The sequence below is a fragment of the Ramlibacter sp. genome (genome assembly GCF_013697775.1).
GTDB lineage: Bacteria > Pseudomonadota > Gammaproteobacteria > Burkholderiales > Burkholderiaceae_C > Ramlibacter.
The window spans coordinates 12,866-36,470 of record NZ_JACCWG010000293.1 but is presented as its reverse complement, the minus strand read 5'-3'; the positions used below and the strand labels follow the sequence as shown (position 1 = coordinate 36,470).

Here is a 23,605-nt window from a genome sequence, read left to right as displayed (position 1 = left end):
ATGCGCCGCCCGAGCGACGCGCCGAGCAGCCGCGCCGCCTCCATCAGCTGCGCGGCGCGCTCGCCCAGCGCGGTGCGCGCCAGCAGGTAGACGTACGGATAGAGCGAGAACACGAACACCCAGGCCGCGCCCCACAGGTTGCGCACCTCGGGGAACACGCGGCCCTGCAGGCCGAACTGCGCGCGCAATCCCGTTTGCAGCGGGCCGCTGAACTGCAGGAAGTCGGTGTACGCATAGGCCACCACATAGGCCGGCATGGCCAGCGGCAGCAGCAGCGCCCACTCCAGCGTGCGCCGCCCGGGAAAGTCGAACAGCGTGACGGCGACCGCCGCGCCGGTACCCACCAGCGCCGTGCCGATGCCCACCATCAGGCACAGGCCCAGGCTGGTGGCCACATAGCCGGGCAGCACGGTGGAGGCCATTTCGCGCAGGATCTGCGCGCTTTGCGCGTTCCATTGCAGCCACGAGCCGAGCACGGCGGCCACCGGCAGCAGCAGCAGCGCGCCCAGCAGCAGGAGGGGCAGATCGTGGAGCCGGCGCGGCATGGCGGGCGGCCCTGGGGCCAGGTTGATGCAAATGAGAATTGTAAGCATCTAGAATGGGCCGATGCACCTCGAAGTCAGCCACTTGAGCGTCCGCTACGCGGGCCGCGAGCGGCCGGCCGTCGATGCGGTGTCGTTCGGCCTGCGCGCCGGCGACATCGGGGTGCTGATCGGGCCTTCGGGCTGCGGCAAGACCACGCTGCTGCGCGCCATCGCCGGCCTGGAGCCGGTGAACAGCGGCGAGATCCGCATCTCGGGCCAGCCGGTGGGCGGCGCCGGCCTGCACGTGGCGCCCGAGGCCCGCCGCATCGGCATGGTGTTCCAGGACTACGCGCTCTTTCCGCACCTGGACGTGGGCCAGAACGTGGCCTTCGGTATCGCCAACCTGAAGGCGCCCGACCGCAAGGCGCGCGTGGCCGAAGTGCTGGCGCTGGTAGGCCTCTTGGGCAGCGAACGGCGCATGCCGCACGAACTCTCGGGCGGGCAGCAGCAGCGCGTGGCCCTGGCGCGCGCGCTGGCGCCGCGCCCGCGCCTGCTGCTGCTGGACGAGCCCTTCTCCAACCTGGACGTAGACCTGCGCGAGCGCCTCGCCCACGAAATCCGCGCCATCCTGAAGGCGGCGCGCACCACGGCGCTGTTCGTCACGCACGACCAGCTGGAAGCATTCGCCATCGGCGACGCGATCGGCGTGATGCGCGAGGGGCACCTGCACCAGTGGGACGCCGCGTATACGCTCTACCACCGCCCGGCCACGCGCTTCGTCGCCGACTTCATCGGCCACGGCGTCTTCGCGCGTGCCGCGCTGCGCCAGGTCGGCGATGGCGTGGTGGTGGTGCACCCGGCGCTGGGCGCGCTCACCGACGGCACCGAGCGCCTGCTGCCCGGCGCCTTCGAGGACGGCCAGTGCGAGGTGCTGCTGCGCGCCGACGACATCGTGCACGACGACGACGCGCCGGTGAAGGCGCAGATCATCCGCAAGGCGTTCCGCGGCTCGGAGTTCCTCTACACGCTGCGGCTGGCCGGCGGCGAGACGCTCCTGGCCCACGTGCCCAGCCACCACGACCACAAGCTGGGCGAGTGGATCGGCATCCGCGCCCAGGTGGACCACGTGGTGACCTTTCCGCGCGAAGCCGCGGCCACCGCGCCGCCGATCGCTGCGTTCCCGGCCTGATCCGGGCTCAGGCGCGCCGCAGCGCCTCCACCTGCGCCTGCAGGTCGTGCGCCCATTGGCGCCGGTCCCGGCCTTCGGCTCCATGCGGCTCGCCGAATACGGCGACCGCCTCGATCGGCGGGCTGGACAGCAGCCGCCAGGCCGAGCCGATCAAGGTGTCCTGCTGGATGTAGCGCGCGGCGAAGCTGGGCTGCCCGCTGGCCGCGTCCACGTAGCGCAGGCCGAGCGGCTGCACCGGCGCCTCGGCCGCCAGCGCCGCCTGGATCAGGTTGCCGTGGAACGGCAGCAGCGTGGTGCCTTCGCCGGTGGTGCCCTCGGGGAACACGGCCACCACGTCGCCGGCCTTCAGGCTCTGAGCCATGCTGTGCACGACGCGCAGCGCGTCGCGCCGTTTCTCGCGCTGGATGTACAGCGTGCCGGCGCCGGTGGCCATGGTGCCGACCAGCGGCCAGCGCTGGATGTCGGCCTTGGAGACGAAGCGGCAATAGCGCGCCGCGTGCAGCACCATGATGTCCAGCCAGGAGATGTGGTTGGCCACCAGCAGCACCGGCCCCTGCGCCGCCGGATGGCCCTGCACGCGCAGCCGCACGCCCAGGATGCGCAGCATCTCCAGCGACCAGGCCTGCACGCGCGCCTCGCGCGCGGACGGCCCGAGCCGGGGAAAGGCGAACACGACGGTGAACCATCCGGCCACCGCGTGCACCAGCACGCGCAGCAGCTTCAGCGCCGCGATCACGTCAGGCCTGCTCCCAGCCCTCGTACGCGAGCTGGCCGCCCACGACGGTGCAGCGCACGCGGCCCGGCAGTTCGTGGCCGCCGAAGGGCGTGTGCTTGCCCTGGCTGCGCAGTGCGGCGGGCGCGACCGTCCACGTGGCCTGCGGGTCGAATACGCACAAGTCGGCCTGCGCGCCTTCCACCAGCCGGCCGATGCTGGCCTCCAGCGTGCCCAGCGAGGCGCCCAGCACGCGCGCCGGCTCATTGGTGAGCACGGCCAGCGCGCGCACCAGGCCCACGCCGCTGTCCTGCCCCCAGCGCAGCGCCAGCGACAGCAGCAGCTCCAGCCCGGTGGCGCCCGGCTCGGCCTCGGCGAAGGGCAGCGTCTTGGCGTCCTCGTCCACCGGCGTATGGTCGGACACCAGCGCGTCGATGCTGCCGTCGGCCAGGCCTTCGCGCAGCGCGTCGCGGTCGCGGGCCTGGCGCAGCGGGGGCGCGAGGCGCATGCGGCTGTCGAAGTACCCGATGTCGGCGTCGGTCAGGTGCAGCGAGTTGATGCTGACGTCGCAGCTGAAGCGCAGGCCTTCATCGCGGGCGCGCCGCACCAGCTCCAGGCCGGCGGCGCTGCTCAGTCGGCAGATGTGCACGCGCGCGCCGGTGGCGCGCACCAGCTCGAAGATGGTGTGCAGCGCGATGGTCTCGGCGGCCACAGGCACGCCCGAGAGCCCGAGCCGCGTGGCCAGCGGCCCGGATGCGGCAACGCCGCGGCCCAGGTCCCTGTCCTGCGGGCGCAGCCACACGGTGAAGCCATAGGTGGCGGCGTACTGCAGCGCACGCAGCAACACCTGCGTGTCGGCCAGCGGCACCTCGGCCTGGCTGAAGCCGACGCAGCCGCATTCGGCCAGCTCCGCCATCTCGGTCAGCGCCTCGCCCTGCAGGCCGCGCGTGAGCGCGCCCAGCGGGAACACGCGCGCCAAGTGCAGCTTTTCGGCTCGGAATTTCAGCATGGTGACCAGGCCGGGCTCGTCCAGCACCGGGTCGGTGTCGGGGGCGCACACCAGGCTGGTGACGCCGCCGGCCACCGCCGCCGCCATCTCGCTTTGCAGCATGCCCTCGTGCTCGTGGCCGGGTTCGCGCAGGCGCGCCGCCAGGTCCACCAGCCCCGGCGCGACGACGCAGCCGCCGGCATCGATGGTACGGGCGGGCGCGAAGTTGTCCGGCGCGCGGCCGATGGAGACGATGCGCCCGGCGCCGACCGCCACGTCGCAGACCTGGTCGAAGTTGCGCGCCGGGTCGATGACGCGGCCGTTTTTGATCAAAAGCTTCATGCGCTCATTCCCTGCGGCTGGGGCTGCGCCTGGCGCACCGTGCCGGCGACGATGCCCATCACCGCCATGCGCACCGCGATGCCGAAGGTCACCTGCGGTAGGATCACGCTCTGGCGGCCGTCGACCACGGCGGAGTCGATCTCCACGCCGCGGTTGATCGGCCCCGGGTGCATCACGATGGCGTCGGGCTTGGCCAGCGCGAGCCGCTCGGGCGTGAGGCCGTAGCGCTTGAAGAATTCCTGCGACGACGGCAGCAGCGCGCCGCTCATGCGCTCGTTCTGCAGCCGCAGCATGATGACCACGTCGCAGCCCTTCAGGCCCTCTTCCAGCTGGTTGAACACGCGCACGCCCATCTCCGCAAGGTCACCCGGCACCAGCGTGCGCGGGCCCACCACGCGCACCTCGGCGCAGCCGAGCGTCAGCAGCGCGTGGATGTCCGAGCGCGCCACGCGCGAGTGCAGCACGTCGCCGACGATCGCCACCGTGAGGTTGCTGAAGTCCCTCTTGTAGTGGCGGATGGTGTACATGTCCAGCAGCCCCTGCGTCGGGTGCGCATGGCGGCCGTCGCCGGCGTTGATCACGTGCACGTGCGGCGCCACGTGCTGGGCGATCAGGTAGGGCGCGCCCGATTCGCCGTGCCGCACCACGAAGATGTCGGCCGCCATCGCCGACAGGTTGGCGATGGTGTCCAGCAGCGACTCGCCCTTGGCGGTGGAGGAGCGCGCGATGTCCAGGTTGATGACGTCGGCCGACAGCCGCGTGGCCGCGATCTCGAAGGTGGTGCGGGTGCGCGTGGAGTTCTCGAAGAACAGGTTGAACACGCTCTTGCCGCGCAGCAGCGGCACCTTCTTCACCTCGCGGTCGCTCACGCTGACGAAGCTGGACGCGGTGTCCAGGATGTGGGTGAGGATGTCGCGCGGCAGGCCTTCGGTGGACAGCAGGTGGACCAGCTCGCCGTGCTTGTTCAGTTGCGGGTTGTGCGTGGTGGTGCTCATTGGAAAACTCAGCCCTCCACCTGGAAGCTGAAACTGCCGCCGGCGTCGCGCGCCAGCGCCAGCAACTGCGTGGCCGGCAGCGTGACGCGCGCGGATGCGAAGTCCGCCTGCACCGGCAGCTGGCGGCCGCCCCGGTCCACCAGCACGGCCAGCTTCACGCTGGCCGGGCGGCCGTAGTCGAACAGCTCGTTGAGCACGGCGCGAATGGTGCGCCCGGTGTAGAGAACGTCGTCCAGCAGCACGATGTGCGCGCCGTTGACGTCGAAGTCCAGCCGCGTCTGCGCCGCGGCGGCCAGGCCGCGCTGCGCGTAGTCGTCGCGGTGCATGGCCGACGAGATCACGGCGGGTTCGCCGGCCAGGCCCAGGTCGCGGTGCAGGCGCTCGGCCAGCCAGGCGCCGCCGGAGGTGACGCCGACCAGCCGCGCGTTCGCTCCGCGCAGGTGCGGCACCACGCGCAGCAGCTCGGCATACAGGGCTTCCGCGTCCAAAGCCAGTGTGCTCACTTCAAGCTCCTCAAGAATTGCTCCAGGATCACGCAGGCAGCGCCCGCGTCGGCATCGGCCGCGCCGCGCGACAGCGCCTCGGTGGTGCTGTAGCGCTCGTCCACCTCGTACACCTGCAGCCCGCTGGCCCCGCGCAGCTGCCGCGCGAAGCGGCGCGCGCGCGCCGTATTGTCGTGGCTGGCGCCGTCGGGGTGGAAGGGCACGCCGACCACCAGCGCCTCGGGCTGCCATTCGCGCACCCGCTCCAGCGCGCGCAGCACGCGCGCCTGGCCCTCGGCGCGGATGGTCTGCTGCGGCGTGGCCGTGCGCAGGATGCGCGTGCCCACCGCCACCCCCGTGCGCTTGAGGCCGAAATCGAAAGCCAGAAAGGTTTGGTAATGCGCGGGAATGTCGAGCACCTCGGTGCTCATGCGTGCCCTGCCCCGTGCGACAGCATCCACGCCTGCAGCCCCAGCAGCGACAGCGCCTTATCGTAGCGCTGCTCGATCGGGGTGTCGAAGATCACGCTTGGATCGGCGCCCACGGTGAGCCAGCTGTTCTCGGCCAGCTCGGACTCCAGCTGGCCTTCGCCCCAGGACGAATAGCCCAGAGTCACCAGCACCTTGCGCGGTCCGGCGCCGGTGGCGATGGCCTCCAGCACGTCCTTGGAGGTGGTCATCTCCAGGCCGCCCGGAATGGCCATGGTGGAGGCATAGACCGAGGCGCCGGCGTCGCCGCCCTCGGCCCGGATCGCCTCGTGCAGCACGAAGCCGCGCTCGGTGTGGATGGGCCCGCCCTGCAGCACCGGCGCGGCGGCCAGGTCGTCGCGGCCCAACGGCAGGTCGACCTTGTCGAACAGGTTCTTCAGGTTGATGTCGGTGGGCTTGTTGATCACCAGGCCCAGCGCGCCGCGCGGGCTGTGCTCGCACAGGTAGACCACGCTGCGGGCGAAGGAGGCGTCCTCCAGGCCGGGCATGGCGATCAGGAAATGATGCGTCAGATTGATGGCGTCGGCATCGGAGGGCATGATGGGCATTCTAGCCAAGGAGGCGGCCACCGGATTCGACATGGACAACGGCTATCCCACCGGGCTCGTGTGGTTTCGCCGTGACCTGCGCGCGGCCGACCATGCCGCCCTGCACCACGCACTGACGACCTGCCGGCAGGTCCATTGCGTTTTCGTGTTCGACACCGCCATCCTGGACCGGCTTGCGCGCCGCGACCGGCGGGTGGAATTCATCCGCGACAGCGTGGCCGAGCTGGACGCGACCCTGCGCCGGCTGGCCGGGCGCGAGCACGCCGGACTGATCGTGCTGCACGGCCCGGCCGCCGACCAGGTGCCGTGGCTGGCGCAGAGCCTGGGCGTGCAGGCGGTGTTCGCCAACCACGACTACGAGCCGCAGGCGCTGGCGCGCGACGCCGCCGTGCGCGGCGCGCTGGCCAACGCAGGCATCGCGCTGCACACCTACAAGGACCAGGTGGTGTTCGAGGGCCGCGAACTGCTGACGCAAGCCGGCACGCCCTATGCCGTGTTCACGCCGTACAAGAACGCCTGGCTGGCCAAGGCGGACGATTTCTTCCTGGGCAGCTACGCCGTCGCGCGCCATGCGGCGCAGCTGGCCGAGCGGCCCGGGCACTACGCGCGGCAGGTGCCGGAACTGGCGGACCTCGGCTTCGAGTCCACCAATCTGCACGAGCTGAAGATCCCCACCGGCGAAAGCGGTGGCCAGGCGCTGTTCGAGGACTTCCTGCAGCGCATCGACCGCTACGACCTGCAGCGCGACTTTCCGGCGCACAAGGGGCCGAGCTACCTCAGCGTGCATCTGCGCTTCGGCACGGTGTCGGTGCGGGAACTGGCGCGCGCCGCGTGGCAGCGCGCTGCTGGCGGCAGCACCGGAGCCGCGACCTGGCTGGGCGAGCTGGTCTGGCGCGACTTCTACTTCCAGGTGCTGGCCAACTTCCGCGTGAGCGACGAGCAGGGCGCCAGCCACAGCTTCAAACGCGAGTACGACGCCATCAAGTGGGAGCACGGCAAGCCGGCCGAGCAGCTGTTCGCCGCCTGGTGCGAGGGCCGCACCGGCTATCCGCTGGTGGACGCCGCCATGGCGCAGATCAACCAGACCGGCTACATGCACAACCGCCTGCGCATGGTGACGGCCAGCTTCCTCAGCAAGGACCTGGGGCTGGACTGGCGCTGGGGCGAGCGCTATTTCGCCGAAAAGCTCAACGACTACGACTTGGCGTCCAACAACGGCGGCTGGCAGTGGGCGAGTTCGTCGGGCTGCGACGCGCAGCCGTACTTCCGCATCTTCAATCCGGTGAGCCAGAGCCGCAAGTTCGATCCGGACGGCAAATTCATCCTGCGCTACCTGCCGCAGCTGGAAGGCTTGCCGGTGCCGGTGCTGCACGCGCCGTGGGAAGCCAACGAGGTGGAACTGGCCGCGGCCGGCATCGTGCTGGGCCGCGATTATCCGGAGCGCATCGTCGACCACGACGATGCGCGGCAGCGCACCTTGGCGCGCTATGCGGCGGTGAAGCCAAAGAAAAAGGCCTGAGCGAGCCCAGGCCTTTTGCGTAAAACGCCCGCGGTGTCAGGCGGGAACTGCGTTGCTGCAGTAGTGCTTGACCAGGCTGAGCAACTCTTCTTCCGAGTACGGCTTGCCCAGGTAGTGGTTCACGCCCAGCTCCTTGGCGTGTTGGCGGTGCTTCTCGGCAATGCGCGAAGTGATCATCACGATCGGCAGGCCGGCCAGCTTGCGGTCGGCGCGGATGTTGCGTGCCAGATCGAAGCCGTCCATGCGCGGCATCTCGATGTCCGACAGCACCACGGCCGGCCGTTCCTCGGCCAAGCGCTCCAGCGCCTGCAGGCCGTCGGCCGCCATCGCCACGCGGAAGCCTTCGCGCTGCAGCAGGCGCTGCGTGACACGGCGCACCGTGATCGAGTCATCCACCACCAGCACCAGCGGAATGAGCGGCGCCACCGGCATCAGCGGCGTCACCGGCACAAATTCGGCATTGCCGCCGACCACGCCCTCGCCCAGCACGTCGGGCTGCGCGCGGTCCACGCTCAGCTGGCGCGCCAGTTCGCCGTACACCTGCGCCAGCGCCACCGGGTTGTAGATCAGCACCACGGAGCCCGAAGCCAGCACCGTCATGCCGGCCAGGCCGGGCAGGCGCGACAGCTGCGGCCCGAGGTTCTTCACCACCACTTCCTGGTTGCCCAGCACTTCGTCCACGTGCACCGCGATGCGCTGCGCAGCGCTGCGGAACACCACCACTGGCAGCGTCTTGCCCTGCGGCTCGGTGCTGTGGCCCGACGACTGCAGCAGCGCGCCGGACCAGAAGAACGGCAGCTGTTCGCCGCCGAACTCGTAGGTGCCGCTGTTGTAGGCCTGCTGGACTTCCTTGGCGGGGGCGCGCCGCACCAGCTCCACCAGGTTGGCCGGCACGCCCACGGCGAGCTTGCCCGAGCGGACCATCACCACCTGCGTCACCGCGGTGGTCAGCGGCAGCACCAGCTTGAAGGTGGTGCCGCGGCCCGACTGGGTGGTGGTTTCGATGCGGCCGCCCAGCGCGTTCAGCTCGGAGCGCACCACGTCCATGCCGATGCCGCGGCCAGCCAGTTCGGTCACTTCGGCCGCCGTGCTGAAGCCCGGCAGGAATATCAGGTTGGCGGCTTCGGCGTCGGTGAGCTGCTGCTCGGGTGTGATCAGTCCCTGCTGCAGCGCCTTCTCGCGGATGCGCGGCAGGTCGAGGCCGGCGCCGTCGTCCTTGAATTCCACCGAGACGTCGTTGCCTTCGTGGTGCAAGGTGATGGCGATCAGGCCGGCCGGGTCCTTGCCGCGCATGGAGCGCAGCGCCGGCGCTTCCACGCCGTGCGCCACGCAGTTGCGCAGCAGGTGCTCGAAGGCCGGGGTCATGCGGTCCAGCACGCCGCGGTCCATCTCGATGGAGCCGCCGACGATGTCCAGCTTGACCTGCTTGCCGGTTTCCTTGGCGGCCAGCCGCACCACGCGGTACAGGCGCTCGGAGATGCCTTCGAACTCCACCATGCGGGTGCGCAGCAGGTCGCGCTGCAGTTCGCGCGTCTGGCGGGCCTGGGCGATCAGGTCGTCTTCGGTCGATTCCACCACGCGCTGGATGTTGCGCTGCACGGTGGCCACGTCGTTCACCGACTCGGCCATCATGCGGGTGAGCTCCTGCACGCGGGTGAAGCGGTCGAACTCGAGCGGGTCGAAGCCGGCGGCCGAATCCTTGGCCAGCGCCAGGCGCGACTGCATCTGCGTCTCGGCCTGCAGTTCGATGTCGCGCAACTGGGCGCGCAGGCGGTTCAGGTTGCCCGTGAGGTCGCCCAGCGATCCGCGCAGCTGCTTGAGTTCTTCCTCCAGCCGCGAGCGCGTGATCATCACCTCGCCGGCCTGGTTGACCAGGCGGTCCAGCAGCTGCGAGCGCACGCGCACGGCCTGGTTGGAAGCCTGCCGCGTGGCGGTCAGCGCCATCGCGGCCGGCAAGGCCAGCGCGGTGCGCGCCATCGGCACGGGTACTGTCACAGGCATCTGCAGCGCGTGCGGCACTGCAGCCGATTCCATGGGCGTGGCTTGCGGCGCTGCGGCCTCGACCGGCTGCGCAACAGGCTGCTGCGCCACCGGGGCGGCGGGCACAACGGGCTCCGGGGCGGCTGCCTCGGCAAAGGTGCCGGCACGCAGGTCGTCGAAGCGCGTCTGCAGGCTGTCGTGGCGGTGCAGCAGCTGCTCCACGTCGGCGCCGAGGACGCTCGACGAGCCCAGGTATTCGATGTCGGATTCCAGGCGGTGCGCCAGCTCGCCCATGCGCAGGGCGCCGGCCAGCCGGGCGCTGCCCTTGAGCGTGTGCAGCACGCGCAGCGCTTCGCCGCGCGCGTTCATGTTGTCCGGGCGCGCCGCCCACTGGCGCAGGGCGCTGCCCAGCTGCGGCATCAGTTCCGCCGCCTCTTCCTCGAAGATCGGGAACAGGTCGGGGTCGATCGCGTCGGTGACGTCCAGGTCTTCATCGTCGCGGTCCTGGCTGACGGTGAAGGTGGCCACCGGCGGTGCGGCGGGCCTGTGCTGCACCTGAAGTGCGGGTGCGGGTTGCGGTTGCGGTTCGGGTTGCGGCACGGCCACCGCGAAGACCGCGGCTTCGGGCTCGGCTTCGACGGCTTCGACGACAGCGTTGTCGAACGCATCCTCGAATTCCATCGGCTCGGGTTCGCTGCGCGACGGCCCCTGCAGGCTCTTCAACGCGTGCAGCGAGGCGATGACCTGCGGGTTCGGCTCCTTCAGGAAGCCGGCCGCGAACTGGTGCAGCAGGCGCCGGATTTCCTCGGCCGCTTCGGTGAACGCGTGGGCGTGCACCGGCGTGCCGTTGGACAGCTGCTGGGCCTGCATCAGCGCCGCTTCGAGGGCGCGCGCGATGTCCGACAGCGCGTGGAAGCCCACGGTGGCGGAACTGCCCGCCAGCGCATGCGCCCAGCCGACGGTGGAGTCGGGCACGCGCTGGTTCATCTCCAGCACCCACTCGCCCAGTTCGGAGACCAAGCGACGCGACCACTCGTCGGCTTCGTTCAGGTAGACGTTGTAGAGCGGAATGCCGATGCGCAGCGTGCCGATCACCCTGATCTGTTCCTCGCGCGGCACGGAAAGGTTCAGTGCTTCCGCCTGCTCCGCTTCGTCGTACTCTGCTTCGGCAGGCGTCGGCTCGGCCTGTGCCGGCACGGCGGCCACCGCCTGCTGCTCGGCCTCCCAGGCGTCGAAATCGACCTCCAGGGCTTCGGCCTGCACCACAGGTTCCGGTTGGGGTTCTTCGGTGGGCACCGGCTCGGGCTGCGCGGCGGCGACACCGGACACTCCGGCCAGGCTGTCGAAGTCGATGCCGGCGATGTCCAGCGGCGGCTCGGCGGGCGCGGCGGCCACGGGAGCGGTCGGCATGTCGAATTCGAAGTCGAAATCGGGCGGCGACTCGGCCGGCAGTTCGACGGCGATGGGTTCGAGCTTTTGCGTGCGCTCCAGCGCCGGATGGCTCACTGCGGGCGCAGGCGCGGGCGCCGGCGGCTCGGCCTGCACGGGCAGCGGCGAAGCGAATTCCAGAATCGACAGGTCGAGTTCCTCGGCCACCACGGGCTCGGCGACCGGTTCGGCAACCGCTGCTTCGATGGTGCCGGCGTCGCCCAGGTCGAAGGTGATGGTCTGGTCGAACGCGTCCGGCATGGAGGCCGATGCAGGCTCGAACGCGTCCAGCGGCATCGGCTCGGTCGCGGCCGGCGCTTGCACGGCGGGCTCGGCGTCGCCCGCATGGGGCACCTGGATGCGCACCAGGCGCTGCTCCATGCGCAACGCATCGGCAGGGCCGATGAACATGGAGGCTGCCCAGCCGCTGTCGCGGTTGTGGGCGATATCCTCGACCCAGCTGCCGAATGCGCGCAGCGCGTCGGCCGACAGCGCGCGCAGGTCGTCGTTGGAAGACTTCTGGTCGGCCAGCCAGGTGTTGAGCACCTGTTCCAGCGACCAGGCGGCGTCGCCGAACACGGTGAGGCCCACCATGCGCGAGCTGCCCTTGAGCGTGTGGAACGCGCGGCGCAGCGTAGTCATCTCCGCCAGGTTGCCCGGTTCGGCGGCCAGCGCCTGGACGGCGGCCATGCCGGTGCCGACCACTTCGCGCGCTTCCTCCAGGAAGATGTCGCGCAAGTCGTCTTCCACGAAATCGGCTTGCGCCTGCGGTGCCGGCTTCGGCGCGGACACCGGCGGCTGCACGGCCGCGGCCAGTTGGGTGAGCGCGGCGGCGGTGGCGTCCTTGTCCTGCGCGGTGACGGCGGCTGCCACGTCGCGCGCGGCCTGGGCCACGCCCTTGTGCTCGGACAGCACCGCCTGCGTGGCGATGGTGTCGAGCTTGGCGGTGAGCTGCCCCATGCCGGACTCGCCGGCCTCGGTGACCAGGGCATTCACCTGGTCGGACAGCGCGCCCTGCTCGTCTTCGTGATGCGGCTCTTGCGCCTGCGCCGGGACCGAACGGCCCATCAGCGGACGCAGCTCTCCGGTGCTGTCGTCGTAGACGAACAGCTTCTTGGCGAGCGCCGGCTGGTAGTTCAGCATGTCGATCAGGAAGCCGAGGGCGCCGAGGTTGTTGCCCAGCTTGTCGAAGGTGCCGGCGGCGCGCGCCTGCTGCTCGTCGACTTCCGTGACGATGATTTCCTCCACCGTGTCGCGCATGCGCAGCACGGCGTGCGAGGCCTGCTCCAGGCCCAGCACCGACAGCACGCCGCGCATCTGCGACAGGTGCGAAGGTGCGTCGCGCAGCGGCGCCTTGTTCTTGGGGTCGCGGAAGAACTGGTCGAGCAGCTTTTCCAGCTCGCTCAAGGTGCTGCGCAGTTCGCCGACCACGCTGCCCATGGTCTGGCGGTCGCTCACGTGGCGGTACAGCTCCTCCATCCATGTTTCGAGCGGTTCGGGCGCGCCGCCGCTGCGCACCGTTTCCAGGCGCTCGGCCAGGCGCGCGATACGCGCGGGCAGCAGCGGATCGGACGGATCGAAGTCCTGCACCACGGCTTCGAGGTACAGGATGGCGGTTGCCACCTCCATCGCCAGCTCGGTGCTGGGCGGACGGGCAGAGCGCGTGACGGTGTCGACGGTGCCGGCCAGCGCCAGCGCCAGCGGCGCACCGGCCGTATACAGCTTGCCCAGCGATTCGGCCACGTTGTTGAACTGGTCGCCCACCGCCTTGAGCTTGGTGGTGTCGCCGCCGGACAGCGCGGACCAGCTTTCGCGCGCCGCGGCGATGCGCTTGCGCGCTTGCGCCAGCAGCACCGGATCGAAGCGGCCGAACGGACTGGTGGCGTAGTCCACCGGCTTGAAGCGCTGCAGCCCGTAGGCGCTGCGCACCGAGGCCAGCGCGGGCGCCTCCAGCGGCGTGGCCGGCACCGCCTGGGCGCAGAAGAACACCAGGTCCTGCGCCAGCCGGTCCGACACGCCGAGCTCGCCCTTGGCGAGCGAGGCGTATTGCAGCAGCACGCGCGACGCGGCGCGCTTGGAGTACACGTCGGGCGGCAGCAGTTTGAGCGAGATGGCTTCGAAGTAGCCGGCCGCGAGTTTCCAGAAGATCTTGGGCTGGCGCGCGGACTGCGAGGCGGCCAGCGACAGGCAGGTTTCGGCCAGCTCGCGCGCGGCCTGCGCGTCGGCCGTCTTGACGATGCGCAGCACCGCCTGGTCCATGCGGCTGCGCACGGCCGGGTCGTAGACCATCGCGCGCGCCACGGCCGGCGTCTGCGGCTCGATCCAGCGCCAGTCGATCATCCACAGGTCGGCCGGGTGGTTGCGGTCGGCGCCGGCGATCTCCTGGATGTCCTTGTATTGCGGGAACAGCGCGACCGCCGAAACCTGCTTGCCGAGCAGCACGGATTCCAGGTATTCGGTCAGCGCGAAGCCGGCACGCTCGACTTTGGCCGAGGAGGTTTCGTTGCACAGCTCGGGGCGCTCGATGAACTTCTGCACCGCGCCTTCCATGGCGCGCAGCATGTGGGCCGGCGCACCGAGCCCGACCATCTCCAGCGCGCCGACAGCCTGGTGCATGTGCTGGCGCGCGATGCGCAGCTGCCCGTCGTCGACCGAGGCCATGTCGCGCCCGCGTGCGAGCGAGGCGTCGCGCACGAAGCGGCGCAGCGCCGAGGACGCGGAGTCCAGCGACTTGCGCAATTCGTCCAGCACCCAGGCCAGCGGGCCCAGGTCATTCGTCGCCAGATCGAGGTCTTGGGCTGCTTCCATTGTGTCTTCCGTCTATTCGCCTCTGCGCCGTGCCCCTACGCACCAGACGCCCCTGCATTTTTCGCGGGCCACCGTGGAACCGGCTTTGCCGGGCCACTGGTGGCGCCCCCTCGAGGGGGAAGCGCCGAAGGCGCTTCGGGGGGGAGTCACATTCTTCAGGCGATCTTGAACCGCGACACCGACTGACGCAGTTCTTCGGCCATGCGCGTGAGCTCGCGCACCTGCTGCGCGGTGGAGCGCGTGCCTTCGCCGGTCTGTTCCGTCACCGCGAAAATGTGCTGGATGTTGCCGGCCACCACGTTGGCGGATTCGGCTTCCTTGGAGGCGGAGGCCGAGATCTGCTCGATCAGCTCGGCGAGGCGGCGAGACACCTGGTCGATCTCGGTCAGCGCGGTACCCGCGTTGTCGGACAGCTTGGCCCCTTCCACCACACCCTGCGTGGAGCGTTCCATGGCGGCCACCGCATCCTGCGTGTCGGTCTGAATCGCCTTCACCAGCGCAGAAATCTGGCGCGTGGCGTCCGCGGAGCGTTCGGCCAGCCGCTGCACTTCTTCGGCAACCACCGAGAAGCCTCGGCCCGCTTCGCCGGCCGATGCCGCCTGGATGGCGGCGTTGAGCGCCAGCACGTTCGTCTGTTCGGTAATGTCGGAAATCAGCTCGGTGATTTCACCGATCTCCTGTGACGACTCGCCCAGCCGCTTGATCCGCTTGGAGGTTTCCTGGATCTGGTCGCGGATGGCGTTCATGCCGCCGATGGCGTTCTGCACGGCCGCGAGGCCCGACTCGGCGGCCTTCAGCGACTGGCGCGCCACCTGGGCGGACTCTTGCGCTTGGCCCGACACCTGGTTGATTCGGGTCGCCATGTCGAGCACCGACTGGCCGGTTTCGCGAATTTCGCGCAGCTGCTCGGTGGAGGCGGCCAGCAGCTCGGTGGAGGTGCTTTCCACCTGCGCCGTCGTCGCCGCCACCTTGGTGGCCGTGCTCTGCACGGCGCCCACCAGCTGGCGCAGTTCTTCCACCGTGTAGTTCACCGAGTCGGCGATGGCGCCGGTGATGTCCTCGGTCACGGTGGCTTCCTGCGTCAGGTCGCCCTCGGCGACCGACTGCAGTTCGTTCATCAGCCGCAGAATGGCCGCCTGGTTGGCGTCGTTCACGCGCTTGGCTTCCTGCTCCTGGCGCTCGGCTTCGTGGCGCTGCGATTCCGCGACCTGCTGGCGACGGCGGCTGTCCTGCAGCTGCACGGTGGCCAAGCCGATCGAGCACAGGATGGCGAAAATCGAGGAGATGATCAGCGCGGCCACGGCGCCGGCGCCCAGGCCGGTCTGCGCGGACAGCTTGCCCTGCAGGTCTTCCAGCGCGCGGCGCAGCGGCTCGGAGTCCGCGATGATGGCCGACTGCGCTTCACGCGCGGACACCAGGCCCTGCAGGTTGCCCAGGATGGCGCCGGCCTGCGAGCGGGTCTGTTCGTACAGCTTCATCAGCGCATCCAGCCGCTCGCGCGTCTGGGCGTCCTTGGAGGCCGTCAGGCGCAGCTCGGGGCTGCCGTCCAACAGGCCCTGCGCGATTTCCTTGAACGAGTTCAAGTCCTTGCCCAGCAGGAACACGGCCTCGGGCGACACGCCTTCCATGGTCAGGAATTCGTTGGCCGACTTGCCGATCCGCTGCGTCAGCATCACCAGCTGGCCGGCGGCGGAAATCTCGGCGGGCGGCGCGTTCTGCTGCAGCTTGAGCGAGGACACCGTCTCGGCGATTTCCAGCAGGTCGGACGACTGGCGGTTGATGGTGCGCAGCGCGTTGCCCACCTGCGTCAGGATCTTCTCCTGGCCGATGACGGTGCCGGCGTTCTTCTCGGCGCGCTCCATCATGGGAACGATCTTGTCCAGGTCGGCCTGCATGTCGGGCGCGACCGGCTGCAGGCGCAACTGCTCGTCGCCGCCCTTCAAGCCGCGCACCGTCTTGGCCAGCACGCCGGTGGATTCCTTCACGTCGGGGAAGGCCTGCGCGCTGCCCACCAGTGCCTGCGACACCGACTTGGCGAGACGCTGCGACTGCATCAGCGACTGGCCGGTACCGGCTACCTGCTGGGCGACCTTGTCGGCCTGGCTGACCGCGAAGATGGCCACGCCGAACAGCACCGCCAGCGCGACGACCAGCGCGGCGAACAGGATGCGCTGGTGGCTTGCCGTGGTGCGCCGCCCGAGCAGCGGCACCGAGATGGTTTCCGCGCCGGCCGGCTCGTCCGACGACAGCGAATCGGCCGCGGCGTTCTCGATGTTGTCGGCGCGTGGCGGCATGGCCGGGAGGCCTTGCGTGCTGCCCAGGCCAGCGGCCGGGTCGAGCGAGGCGTCCGGCATGGCCAGGCTGAGCGCATCCGCCGAATCGGATTCCGCGGGTTTTTTGGAAAAGATGTTCTTCAGTGTGTCGGCGACGGACATGGTGCAAAGCCTTCCGGGGAAATCGAGACGAGCGCTATGCGCTGATGCTCAGGAATTGGGGTTGCTGAGACAGCGTCTGGAGGTTGATTTCCTGCCAGTACGCGCCATTGGCATCGGTGTAAGCGCTGCCAAAGTAATCGGGGGAACCCTCGGGGGCTTCGGAGGAGGACGCGAAGGCGTCGAGGCCGCGCAGGCCGGCGAGCCGGTCGATCAGCAGTGCGCAGTTGACGTCCAGCATCGTGTTGAGCGCGACCAGCCGGGATTCGGCGCGGCCGGCGTCGGAGCGCTGCACGGGCAGCTTGCCGCCGACGAAGCTGGCCAGGTCGATCACGCCGAACAGGCCGCCGCGCAGGTTGGCCACGCCCAGGAACCATTCGCGCGTGTAAGGCACGGGCTGGGTCGAAGCGAATGGAAAGATCTCGCCCGACTGGGCGAGCGGAAACAGGTATTTGCGGCTCGCGGCTTCCACGGCCAGCCAGGAGGCCTGCACGCCTTCGGTGCGGGCTGCCTGCAAGCGGCCGGCCAGCCGGCTTTGCAGCTCGCGGAGGGCTTCACGATTGGCCATGGTTTTGTCGTGCGGATCTGTTGCGGGCCGCTCAGCCCAGGGCCCGGATCTTCGCCATCAGTTCATCGGCGTCGATCGGCTTGGTGATGTAGTCCCGCGCGCCCTGGCGCATGCCCCACACCCTGTCGGTTTCCTGGTTCTTGCTGGTGCACATGATGATCGGCACATCCGCATAAAGCGGATCGCGCGTGATGGCGCGCGTGAGCTGGAAGCCGTTCTGGCCCGGCATCACCACGTCCATCAGGATCAGGTCCGGCTTTTCTTCGGCCAGCTTGCGGAAGGTATCGTCCGCGTTCTCCGCCGTCTTCACGGCGAACCCGCTTTTTTGCAGCAGATCCGTCATGAACATCAGCTCCGTCTTCGAGTCGTCCACGACGAGCACTTTTCTGATGGCCATCTTTTCTCTACTCCTTCTGGCGCTTATTTGGCCGCGCCGAACTGTTGCACCGTCTGCAGCAGCTGGTCTTTGGTGAAAGGTTTGGTGAGGTAGTCCTGCGAACCGACCATGCGTCCGCGCGCCTTGTCGAACACGCCGTCCTTCGACGAGAGCATGACCACCGGCACGCCGGCGAACTTGGCGTTGCGCTTGATGATCGCGCAGGTCTGGTAGCCGTCCAGGCGGGGCATGAGGATGTCGCAGAAGATCAGGTTCGGTTGATAGTCGTTGACCTTGGCCAGCGCATCGAAACCGTCTTCGGCCAGCATCACTTCGTGGCCGCCCTGCTTCAGGAAAATCTCAGCGCTGCGCCGGATGGTGTTGCTGTCGTCGATCACCAACACCTTCAATCCCGTCGTGCTCACTTGGCGCTGCTCCTCAACATTTGTAACTGCTTCAGTGGGGCTGCATTGCCGGATTTGTAACGGCGCAGCCCCCTTAAATCTGCACCATCTCGAAGTCCTCCTTGCGTGCACCGCACTCGGGGCAAGTCCAGTTCATCGGGACTTTTTCCCAGGGCGTGCCGGGTGCGATGCCGTGGTCGGGAGCTCCCGCCTCTTCATCGTAGATCCACCCGCAAATCAGACACATCCATGTTTTTGTATCAGTCACAGCTTAAAGGCCCTTGGCATAGAATGCAACGATTGTATCGAGGCCCTTTGTGCACCATTGCACAGCGTGGCAACACGCCGAAGATCAAGGCCTATGACAAACCCGAATCCACCTCGCACGACGTCCAGCGAAGACGACGACTCTAACGCCGAGTTGGCCGGTCCGGCATGCGTGATGACATTCAACGCAAGCGACCCGAGCGGTGCCGGCGGACTCGCCGCAGACATCACCGCGATCGCCTCCGTCGGCGCCCATCCGCTTCCCATCGTCACCGGCGCTTATGCGCGCGACACCGCTGAAGTGTTCGACCATTTTCCGCTCGACGAGGACGCCGTCGCCGAGCAGGCGCGCGGCATTCTCGAAGACGTTCCCGTGCAGGTGATCAAGGTCGGTTTCCTCGGCACGCCGGAGTCGGTGAGCGCGGTGGCGGAGATCGCGGCGGACTATGCAGACGTACCGCTGATTGCCTACATGCCCAGCCTGTCGTGGTGCGAAGAAGGTCTGGCCGACCTGTACCTCGATGCGTTCCGCGAACTCATGCTGCCGCAGACAACCGTGTTGGTGGGAAACCACAGCACCCTGTGGCGGTGGCTGCTGCCCGAATGGGCCAATGAGCGCAGCCCGAGCGCGCGCGACATCGCCAAGGCCGCTTCCGACATGGGCGTGCCCTACACGCTGGTCACCGGCGTGCCGCTGCCCGACCAGTTCGTGGACAACGTGCTGGCCACGCCGCAGGCGGTGCTTTCCAGCCAGAAATTCGAACGCTTCGACGCCATGTTTTCCGGCGCCGGCGACACGCTGTCGGCGGCACTCGCGGCGCTGATCGCGGGCGGTGCGGATCTCTCCGCCGCGGCGAGCGAAGCGCTCGGCTACCTCGACCGCTGCCTCGACGGAGGCTTTCGCCCCGGCATGGGCAACGTGATTCCCGACCGCATGTTCTGGGCGCAGCCCGAAGGCGACGCCGAAGAGGACGATGCGGCCGCCGACGAGGCCCGCACCCCGGACGTCTTCGACCTTCCAGCCCATGACACCAAGCACTGACCGCAACCAGCAACTGTTCGACCGCGCCCGCGCGCTGATTCCCGGCGGCGTCAATTCGCCGGTGCGCGCCTTCCGCGCGGTGGGCGGCACGCCACGCTTCGTGCAGCGCGCGCAGGGCGCGTACTTCTGGGACGCCAACGGCAGGCGCCACATCGACTACATCGGCTCCTGGGGCCCGATGATCCTGGGCCACGGCCATCCCGCGGTGGTGGAGGCAGTGCAGCGCGCGGTGCTCGATGGCTTCTCCTTCGGCGCGCCGACCGAGCGCGAAGTGCAGTTGGCCGAGGAGATCATCCGGCACGTGCCGTCGGTGGAAATGCTGCGCCTGGTCAGCTCGGGCACCGAGGCCGCGATGAGTGCGATCCGCCTGGCGCGCGGGGCCACCGGGCGCAGCCTCTTGATCAAATTCGAGGGCTGCTACCACGGGCATGCCGACGCGCTGCTGGTGAAGGCCGGCTCGGGCCTCGCCACCTTTGGCCACCCGACCAGCGCGGGCGTGCCCGCCGAGGTGGTGCAGCACACGCTGGTGCTGGAGTACAACAACATCGAGCAGCTGGAACAGGCGTTCGCCGAGCATGGCGACGCCATCGCCTGCCTGATGATCGAACCGATCGCCGGCAACATGAACTTCGTGCGCGCCAGCGTGCCCTTCATGCGGCGCTGCCGCGAGCTGTGCACGCGGCACGGCACGCTGCTGGTGTTCGATGAAGTCATGACCGGCTTCCGTGTCGCGCTGGGCGGCGCGCAGAGCCTGTACGCGGCGCAGATTCCTGGCTTCGCGCCCGACCTCACGGTGCTGGGCAAGGTGATCGGCGGCGGCATGCCGCTGGCGGCATTCGGCGGCCGGCGCGACGTGATGGAGCATCTGGCGCCGCTCGGACCGGTGTACCAAGCGGGCACTTTGTCGGGCAATCCGGTGGCCACGGCATGCGGTCTGGCCACTTTGCAACAGATCAGCCAACCGCGATTTTTTCACGCGCTGGCGTCGCGCACACGCAACTTGGTGGACGGCCTTGGCGAAGCGGCGCGTGCCGAAGGCATCGACTTCAGCGTCGACTGCGAAGGCGGCATGTTCGGATTTTTTCTTTTGCCGCAGTTGCCGCAAAACTACGCCGCCGTGATGAAAAGCGATGCTCCGCGCTTCGGCCGCCTGTTCCACGGGCTGCTGGACCGGGGCATCTACATCGCGCCAGCGCTGTATGAGGCGGGTTTCGTCAGTTCCGCGCACACGGGTGCCGATATTGCTGAAACCGTATCTGCGGCACGCGAGGTGTTTGCGGAGTTGCGCACTTAGCGCGGTTGTTGCGCCGTGACAGCGCGCATGGAATGCGGGAGCCCGTTTCGGCAGTCACCACGCAACGTGGAGGGCAGCGGTTGGGATGCCCGGACGCAGGGTCCATTCGCGGTTGCCACGAAGGTTGCATGCTGGCTCGGTGTTGACGACGTGGTCGTTGCGTCCCAGGGCAGACGCCCGCGAGCGTGATCCCGGAGTCCGGGCATCCCAGCCGCTGCCCGATGCCACCCAAGCGGGCGTGTTCTGCCCCGCCGACGACGGCCTCAGTGCCGGAAGTGCCGCACCCCTGAGAACACCATCGCCACCCCGCGCTCGTCCGCGGCGGCAATGACTTCGGCGTCGCGCATGCTGCCCCCGGGCTGAATGACGCAGGTCGCGCCGGCATCCACGACAACGTCCAGGCCGTCGCGGAACGGGAAGAAGGCATCGCTCGCCACAGCAGTCCCGGCAAGCGACAGGTTCGCATGCCCCGCCTTGATGCTGGCGATGCGCGCGGAATCCAGCCGGCTCATCTGCCCCGCGCCGACGCCCATGGTCATGCCGTCCTTGCAGAACACGATGGCGTTGGACTTCACGTACTTGGCGACCTTCCAGGCGAACAGCAGGTCTTCCAGCTGCTGCTGCGTCGGCTGCACCTTGCTCACGACCTTCAGCTCGCCCAGGGTCAGCTCGCGGTTGTCGGCGGTCTGCATCAGCAGGCCCGAGCCGACGCGCTTCACGTCCATGGCATTGCGGCCGTTGGCCCAGTCGGTGTCGCCGCCCGGCGGCAGCGCGATCTCCAGCAGGCGCACGTTGGCCTTGGCCTGGAACACGGCCAGCGCTTCGGCCGTGAACTGCGGCGCCATCAGCACCTCGACGAACTGCTTGGCCACTTCCTTGGCCGCCTCGCCGTCCAGCGGGCGGTTGAAGGCGATGATGCCGCCGAAGGCCGATGTGGGATCGGTCTTGAACGCCTTGCCATAAGCCTCCAGCGGATCCTTGCCCACGGCCACGCCGCACGGGTTGGCGTGCTTGACGATCACGCAGGCCGGCGCGCTGAAGCTCTTCACGCACTCCCATGCCGCGTCGGCATCGGCAATGTTGTTGTACGAGAGCTCCTTGCCCTGCAGTTGCCTGGCCGTCACCAGCGAGCCGGGCGCCGGATACAGGTCGCGGTAGAACGCGGCCTGCTGGTGCGGGTTCTCGCCGTAGCGCAGGTCCTGCAGCTTGACGAAGCGCCCGTTGGACTGGCCGGGGAACAGCGCGCGGCGAGCCTGTCCTGAGCCTGTCGAAGGGTCTTCCTGCAGGCTGGAGAGATAGTCGCTGATCGCCGCGTCGTAGTTGCTGATGCGGTTGAACGCCGCGACGGCCAGCGCGAAGCGCGTTTCGTCGGACACCTTGCCGGCAGCCTGGAGTTCGTCGAGCACCTTGTCGTACTGCGACGCGTCGGTGAGCACCGCCACGTCCTTCCAGTTCTTCGCGCCGCTGCGCACCATGGCCGGGCCGCCGATGTCGATGTTCTCGATGGCCTCTTCCAGCGTGCAGCCGGCCTTGGCCACGGTCTGCTCGAACGGATAGAGGTTGACCACCAGGATGTCGATGGTGGAGATGTTGTGGCGCTTCAACGCCGCCATGTGCTCGGGCAGGTCGCGCCGCGCCAGCAGGCCGCCGTGCACCTTGGGGTGCAGCGTCTTCACGCGGCCGTCCAGCATCTCGGGAAACGCGGTGAGCTCGGCCACCTCGGTCACCGGCAGGCCGCTGCCGGCCAGCAGCTTGGCGGTGCCCCCTGTGGAGATCAGGCGGATGCCCAGCGCGTGCAGGCTCTGGGCCAGCTCGAGGATGCCGGTCTTGTCGGAAACGGAAAGGAGTGCGTTCATGATTTCAGCAGCTTGTGTTCGACCAGCTTCTTGCGCAGCGTGTTGCGGTTCAGTCCCAGCCATTCGGCCGCCTTGGACTGGTTGTATTCGGCCTTGGCCATCACGACTTCCAGCAACGGACGCTCCACCACCTTGACGATCATGTCGTACATGCCGTCCGGCTCGGTGCCGCGCAGGTCCCGGAAGTAGCCCTCCAGGCTGGTGCGGACGCATTCTTCGATGTGTTTCTTGCTCATGTGCCGGTTTCTGTCACGATTTGGTCCTCCTCTACCCCCACCACCCGCGGCGCCGCGGCAGGCATGCGGTCCATGCCCTGTCCCAGCGCATCGAAATACGCCGCCACCGCGCGCAGCTGCGCCGGCGCGTCCTCGATTGTGTTCATGCCGTCGCGAAACGCATCCGCGCCAGGCAGGCCACGCACGTACCAGCCGATGTGCTTGCGCGCGCTGCGCACGCCGCTGAATTCGCCGTACAGGCCGTAGTGGTCCTGCAGGTGTTCGAGCAGCAGGCGCCGCACTTCCCCCACCAGCGGCGGCGCCAGATGCGTGCCGGTGGCGAGGTAGTGCGCGATCTCGCGAAAAATCCACGGCCGCCCCTGCGCCGCGCGGCCGACCATCACCGCGTCGGCGCCGGTCGCCGCCAGCACTGCGCGCGCTTTCTCGGGCGTGTCGACGTCGCCGTTGGCGACCACCGGAATGCGCACCGCCGCCTTCACGGCGGCGATCGTGCCGTACTCGGCCGCGCCGCGGTACCCCTGCTCGCGCGTGCGGCCGTGCACCGTGAGCATCTGCACGCCCACGTCCTCGAAGCGGCGGGCCAGCGCGACCGCGTTCCTGTGGTCCTGCGACCAGCCGGTGCGCATCTTCAGCGTGACGGGCACGCCGTGCGGCGCGCACGCGGCGACCACCGCTTGGGCGATGGACACGGCCAGCGGCTCGTCCTGCATCAAGGCGGAGCCCGCCCACTTGTTGCAGACTTTCTTGGCCGGGCAGCCCATGTTGATGTCGATGATCTGCGCGCCGCGCGCGACGTTGTAGGCGGCGGCTTCCGCCATCGTGCCAGCGTCGGTGCCGGCGATCTGCACCGCGATCGGGCCGGGCTCGCCGTCGTGGTTGGCGCGGCGCGAGGTTTTGAGGCTGTTCCACAGCTCGCGCCGCGAGGTCACCATCTCGCTCACCGCGTACCCTGCGCCGAGCCGGCGGCACAGCAGCCGGAACGGCCGGTCGGTCACGCCCGCCATCGGCGCGGCGAACACGTTGTTCGCCAGGAGGTGCGGGCCGATCTGCATGGTTGGGGGCTGGAGGCGGTGCTGAAAAATGAGGCACGATTGTAGGCCCGCGCGATTTCAGCGCTTGAAATCGTT

19 protein-coding genes and 1 pseudogene are annotated in these 23,605 nt (G+C 68.9%); 4 read left to right on the top strand and 16 right to left on the bottom strand.

Annotated elements, in window-relative coordinates; genetic code table 11:
* Positions 1 to 545: pseudogene (locus tag H0U68_RS14725) on the bottom strand (iron ABC transporter permease); the annotation flags it as partial.
* A 61-nt stretch (positions 546 to 606) separates the two neighbouring features.
* On the opposite strand from H0U68_RS14725, the gene H0U68_RS14720 reads away from it, so the two are divergent.
* Complete coding sequence (locus tag H0U68_RS14720; protein WP_296356851.1) at positions 607 to 1,713, top strand: ABC transporter ATP-binding protein; 1,107 nt, start codon at positions 607 to 609, stop codon at positions 1,711 to 1,713.
* 7 nt (positions 1,714 to 1,720) lie between these two features.
* On the opposite strand, the gene H0U68_RS14715 is transcribed toward H0U68_RS14720, so the two are convergent.
* Genes H0U68_RS14715 through H0U68_RS14690 form a run of 6 tightly spaced genes read right to left on the bottom strand, consistent with a single transcriptional unit; the run spans position 1,721 to position 6,259 of the window.
* On the bottom strand, positions 1,721 to 2,449 hold the full coding sequence (locus H0U68_RS14715) for a lysophospholipid acyltransferase family protein (RefSeq protein WP_296356850.1): 729 nt from the start codon (positions 2,447 to 2,449) through the stop codon (positions 1,721 to 1,723).
* 1 nt (position 2,450) lies between these two features.
* Positions 2,451 to 3,755 (bottom strand): dihydroorotase, encoded by a 1,305-nt coding sequence (locus tag H0U68_RS14710; RefSeq protein WP_296356848.1) that lies wholly within the window; start codon positions 3,753 to 3,755, stop codon positions 2,451 to 2,453.
* A complete protein-coding gene (locus H0U68_RS14705) occupies positions 3,752 to 4,750 on the bottom strand; it encodes an aspartate carbamoyltransferase catalytic subunit (RefSeq protein ID WP_296356846.1) in 999 nt (332 codons plus the stop codon). Before H0U68_RS14705 ends, H0U68_RS14710 begins: the two co-directional genes overlap by 4 nt.
* Positions 4,751 to 4,758: 8 nt before the next feature.
* Positions 4,759 to 5,253, bottom strand: a complete 495-nt coding sequence (gene pyrR / locus H0U68_RS14700) for a bifunctional pyr operon transcriptional regulator/uracil phosphoribosyltransferase PyrR (protein WP_296356843.1) — start codon at positions 5,251 to 5,253, stop codon at positions 4,759 to 4,761.
* Positions 5,250 to 5,663, bottom strand: coding sequence for a Holliday junction resolvase RuvX (ruvX, locus tag H0U68_RS14695; RefSeq protein ID WP_296356841.1), 414 nt, complete (start codon positions 5,661 to 5,663; stop codon positions 5,250 to 5,252). The genes pyrR and ruvX overlap by 4 nt, the downstream gene beginning before the upstream one ends.
* Entirely contained in the window at positions 5,660 to 6,259 is a 600-nt protein-coding gene (locus H0U68_RS14690; RefSeq protein ID WP_296356838.1) for a YqgE/AlgH family protein, read from the bottom strand. Before H0U68_RS14690 ends, ruvX begins: the two co-directional genes overlap by 4 nt.
* Before the next feature lie 40 nt (positions 6,260 to 6,299).
* On the opposite strand from H0U68_RS14690, the gene H0U68_RS14685 reads away from it, so the two are divergent.
* The gene (locus H0U68_RS14685) at positions 6,300 to 7,787 is read left to right on the top strand and encodes a deoxyribodipyrimidine photo-lyase (RefSeq protein WP_296356854.1); all 1,488 of its coding nucleotides are present in this window, start codon (positions 6,300 to 6,302) and stop codon (positions 7,785 to 7,787) included.
* 36 nt (positions 7,788 to 7,823) lie between these two features.
* On the opposite strand, the gene H0U68_RS14680 is transcribed toward H0U68_RS14685, so the two are convergent.
* The 6 genes from H0U68_RS14680 to H0U68_RS14655 form a co-directional block, all read right to left on the bottom strand.
* Positions 7,824 to 14,003, bottom strand: a complete 6,180-nt coding sequence (locus H0U68_RS14680) for an Hpt domain-containing protein (protein WP_296356836.1) — start codon at positions 14,001 to 14,003, stop codon at positions 7,824 to 7,826.
* A 155-nt stretch (positions 14,004 to 14,158) separates the two neighbouring features.
* Entirely contained in the window at positions 14,159 to 16,438 is a 2,280-nt protein-coding gene (locus H0U68_RS14675; RefSeq protein WP_296356834.1) for a methyl-accepting chemotaxis protein, read from the bottom strand.
* 34 nt (positions 16,439 to 16,472) lie between these two features.
* The gene (locus H0U68_RS14670) at positions 16,473 to 17,003 is read right to left on the bottom strand and encodes a chemotaxis protein CheW (RefSeq protein ID WP_296356832.1); all 531 of its coding nucleotides are present in this window, start codon (positions 17,001 to 17,003) and stop codon (positions 16,473 to 16,475) included.
* A gap of 31 nt (positions 17,004 to 17,034) precedes the next feature.
* Complete coding sequence (locus H0U68_RS14665) at positions 17,035 to 17,400, bottom strand: response regulator (protein WP_296356830.1); 366 nt, start codon at positions 17,398 to 17,400, stop codon at positions 17,035 to 17,037.
* Positions 17,401 to 17,423: 23 nt separating this feature from the next.
* Positions 17,424 to 17,804, bottom strand: coding sequence for a response regulator (locus tag H0U68_RS14660; protein WP_296356828.1), 381 nt, complete (start codon positions 17,802 to 17,804; stop codon positions 17,424 to 17,426).
* Positions 17,805 to 17,877: 73 nt separating this feature from the next.
* Complete coding sequence (locus H0U68_RS14655; protein WP_296356826.1) at positions 17,878 to 18,030, bottom strand: rubredoxin; 153 nt, start codon at positions 18,028 to 18,030, stop codon at positions 17,878 to 17,880.
* Positions 18,031 to 18,144: 114 nt separating this feature from the next.
* Here H0U68_RS14655 and H0U68_RS14650 point away from each other — a divergent pair, with 114 nt between their 5' ends.
* Both H0U68_RS14650 and hemL read left to right on the top strand, forming a co-directional pair.
* Positions 18,145 to 19,092 (top strand): bifunctional hydroxymethylpyrimidine kinase/phosphomethylpyrimidine kinase, encoded by a 948-nt coding sequence (locus H0U68_RS14650; RefSeq protein WP_296356853.1) that lies wholly within the window; start codon positions 18,145 to 18,147, stop codon positions 19,090 to 19,092.
* Positions 19,076 to 20,386, top strand: a complete 1,311-nt coding sequence (gene hemL, locus H0U68_RS14645; protein WP_296356824.1) for a glutamate-1-semialdehyde 2,1-aminomutase — start codon at positions 19,076 to 19,078, stop codon at positions 20,384 to 20,386. Before H0U68_RS14650 ends, hemL begins: the two co-directional genes overlap by 17 nt.
* Before the next feature lie 263 nt (positions 20,387 to 20,649).
* On the opposite strand, the gene purH is transcribed toward hemL, so the two are convergent.
* The 3 genes from purH to dusB are packed head-to-tail and all read right to left on the bottom strand — an operon-like array spanning position 20,650 to position 23,530.
* Complete coding sequence (gene purH, locus H0U68_RS14640) at positions 20,650 to 22,242, bottom strand: bifunctional phosphoribosylaminoimidazolecarboxamide formyltransferase/IMP cyclohydrolase (RefSeq protein WP_296356822.1); 1,593 nt, start codon at positions 22,240 to 22,242, stop codon at positions 20,650 to 20,652.
* Positions 22,239 to 22,478: a Fis family transcriptional regulator gene (locus H0U68_RS14635; protein ID WP_296356820.1), complete on the bottom strand. Its 240-nt coding sequence runs from the start codon at positions 22,476 to 22,478 to the stop codon at positions 22,239 to 22,241. The genes purH and H0U68_RS14635 overlap by 4 nt, the downstream gene beginning before the upstream one ends.
* On the bottom strand, positions 22,475 to 23,530 hold the full coding sequence (dusB, locus tag H0U68_RS14630) for a tRNA dihydrouridine synthase DusB (protein ID WP_296356819.1): 1,056 nt from the start codon (positions 23,528 to 23,530) through the stop codon (positions 22,475 to 22,477). Before dusB ends, H0U68_RS14635 begins: the two co-directional genes overlap by 4 nt.
* Positions 23,531 to 23,605: the final 75 nt, after the last annotated feature.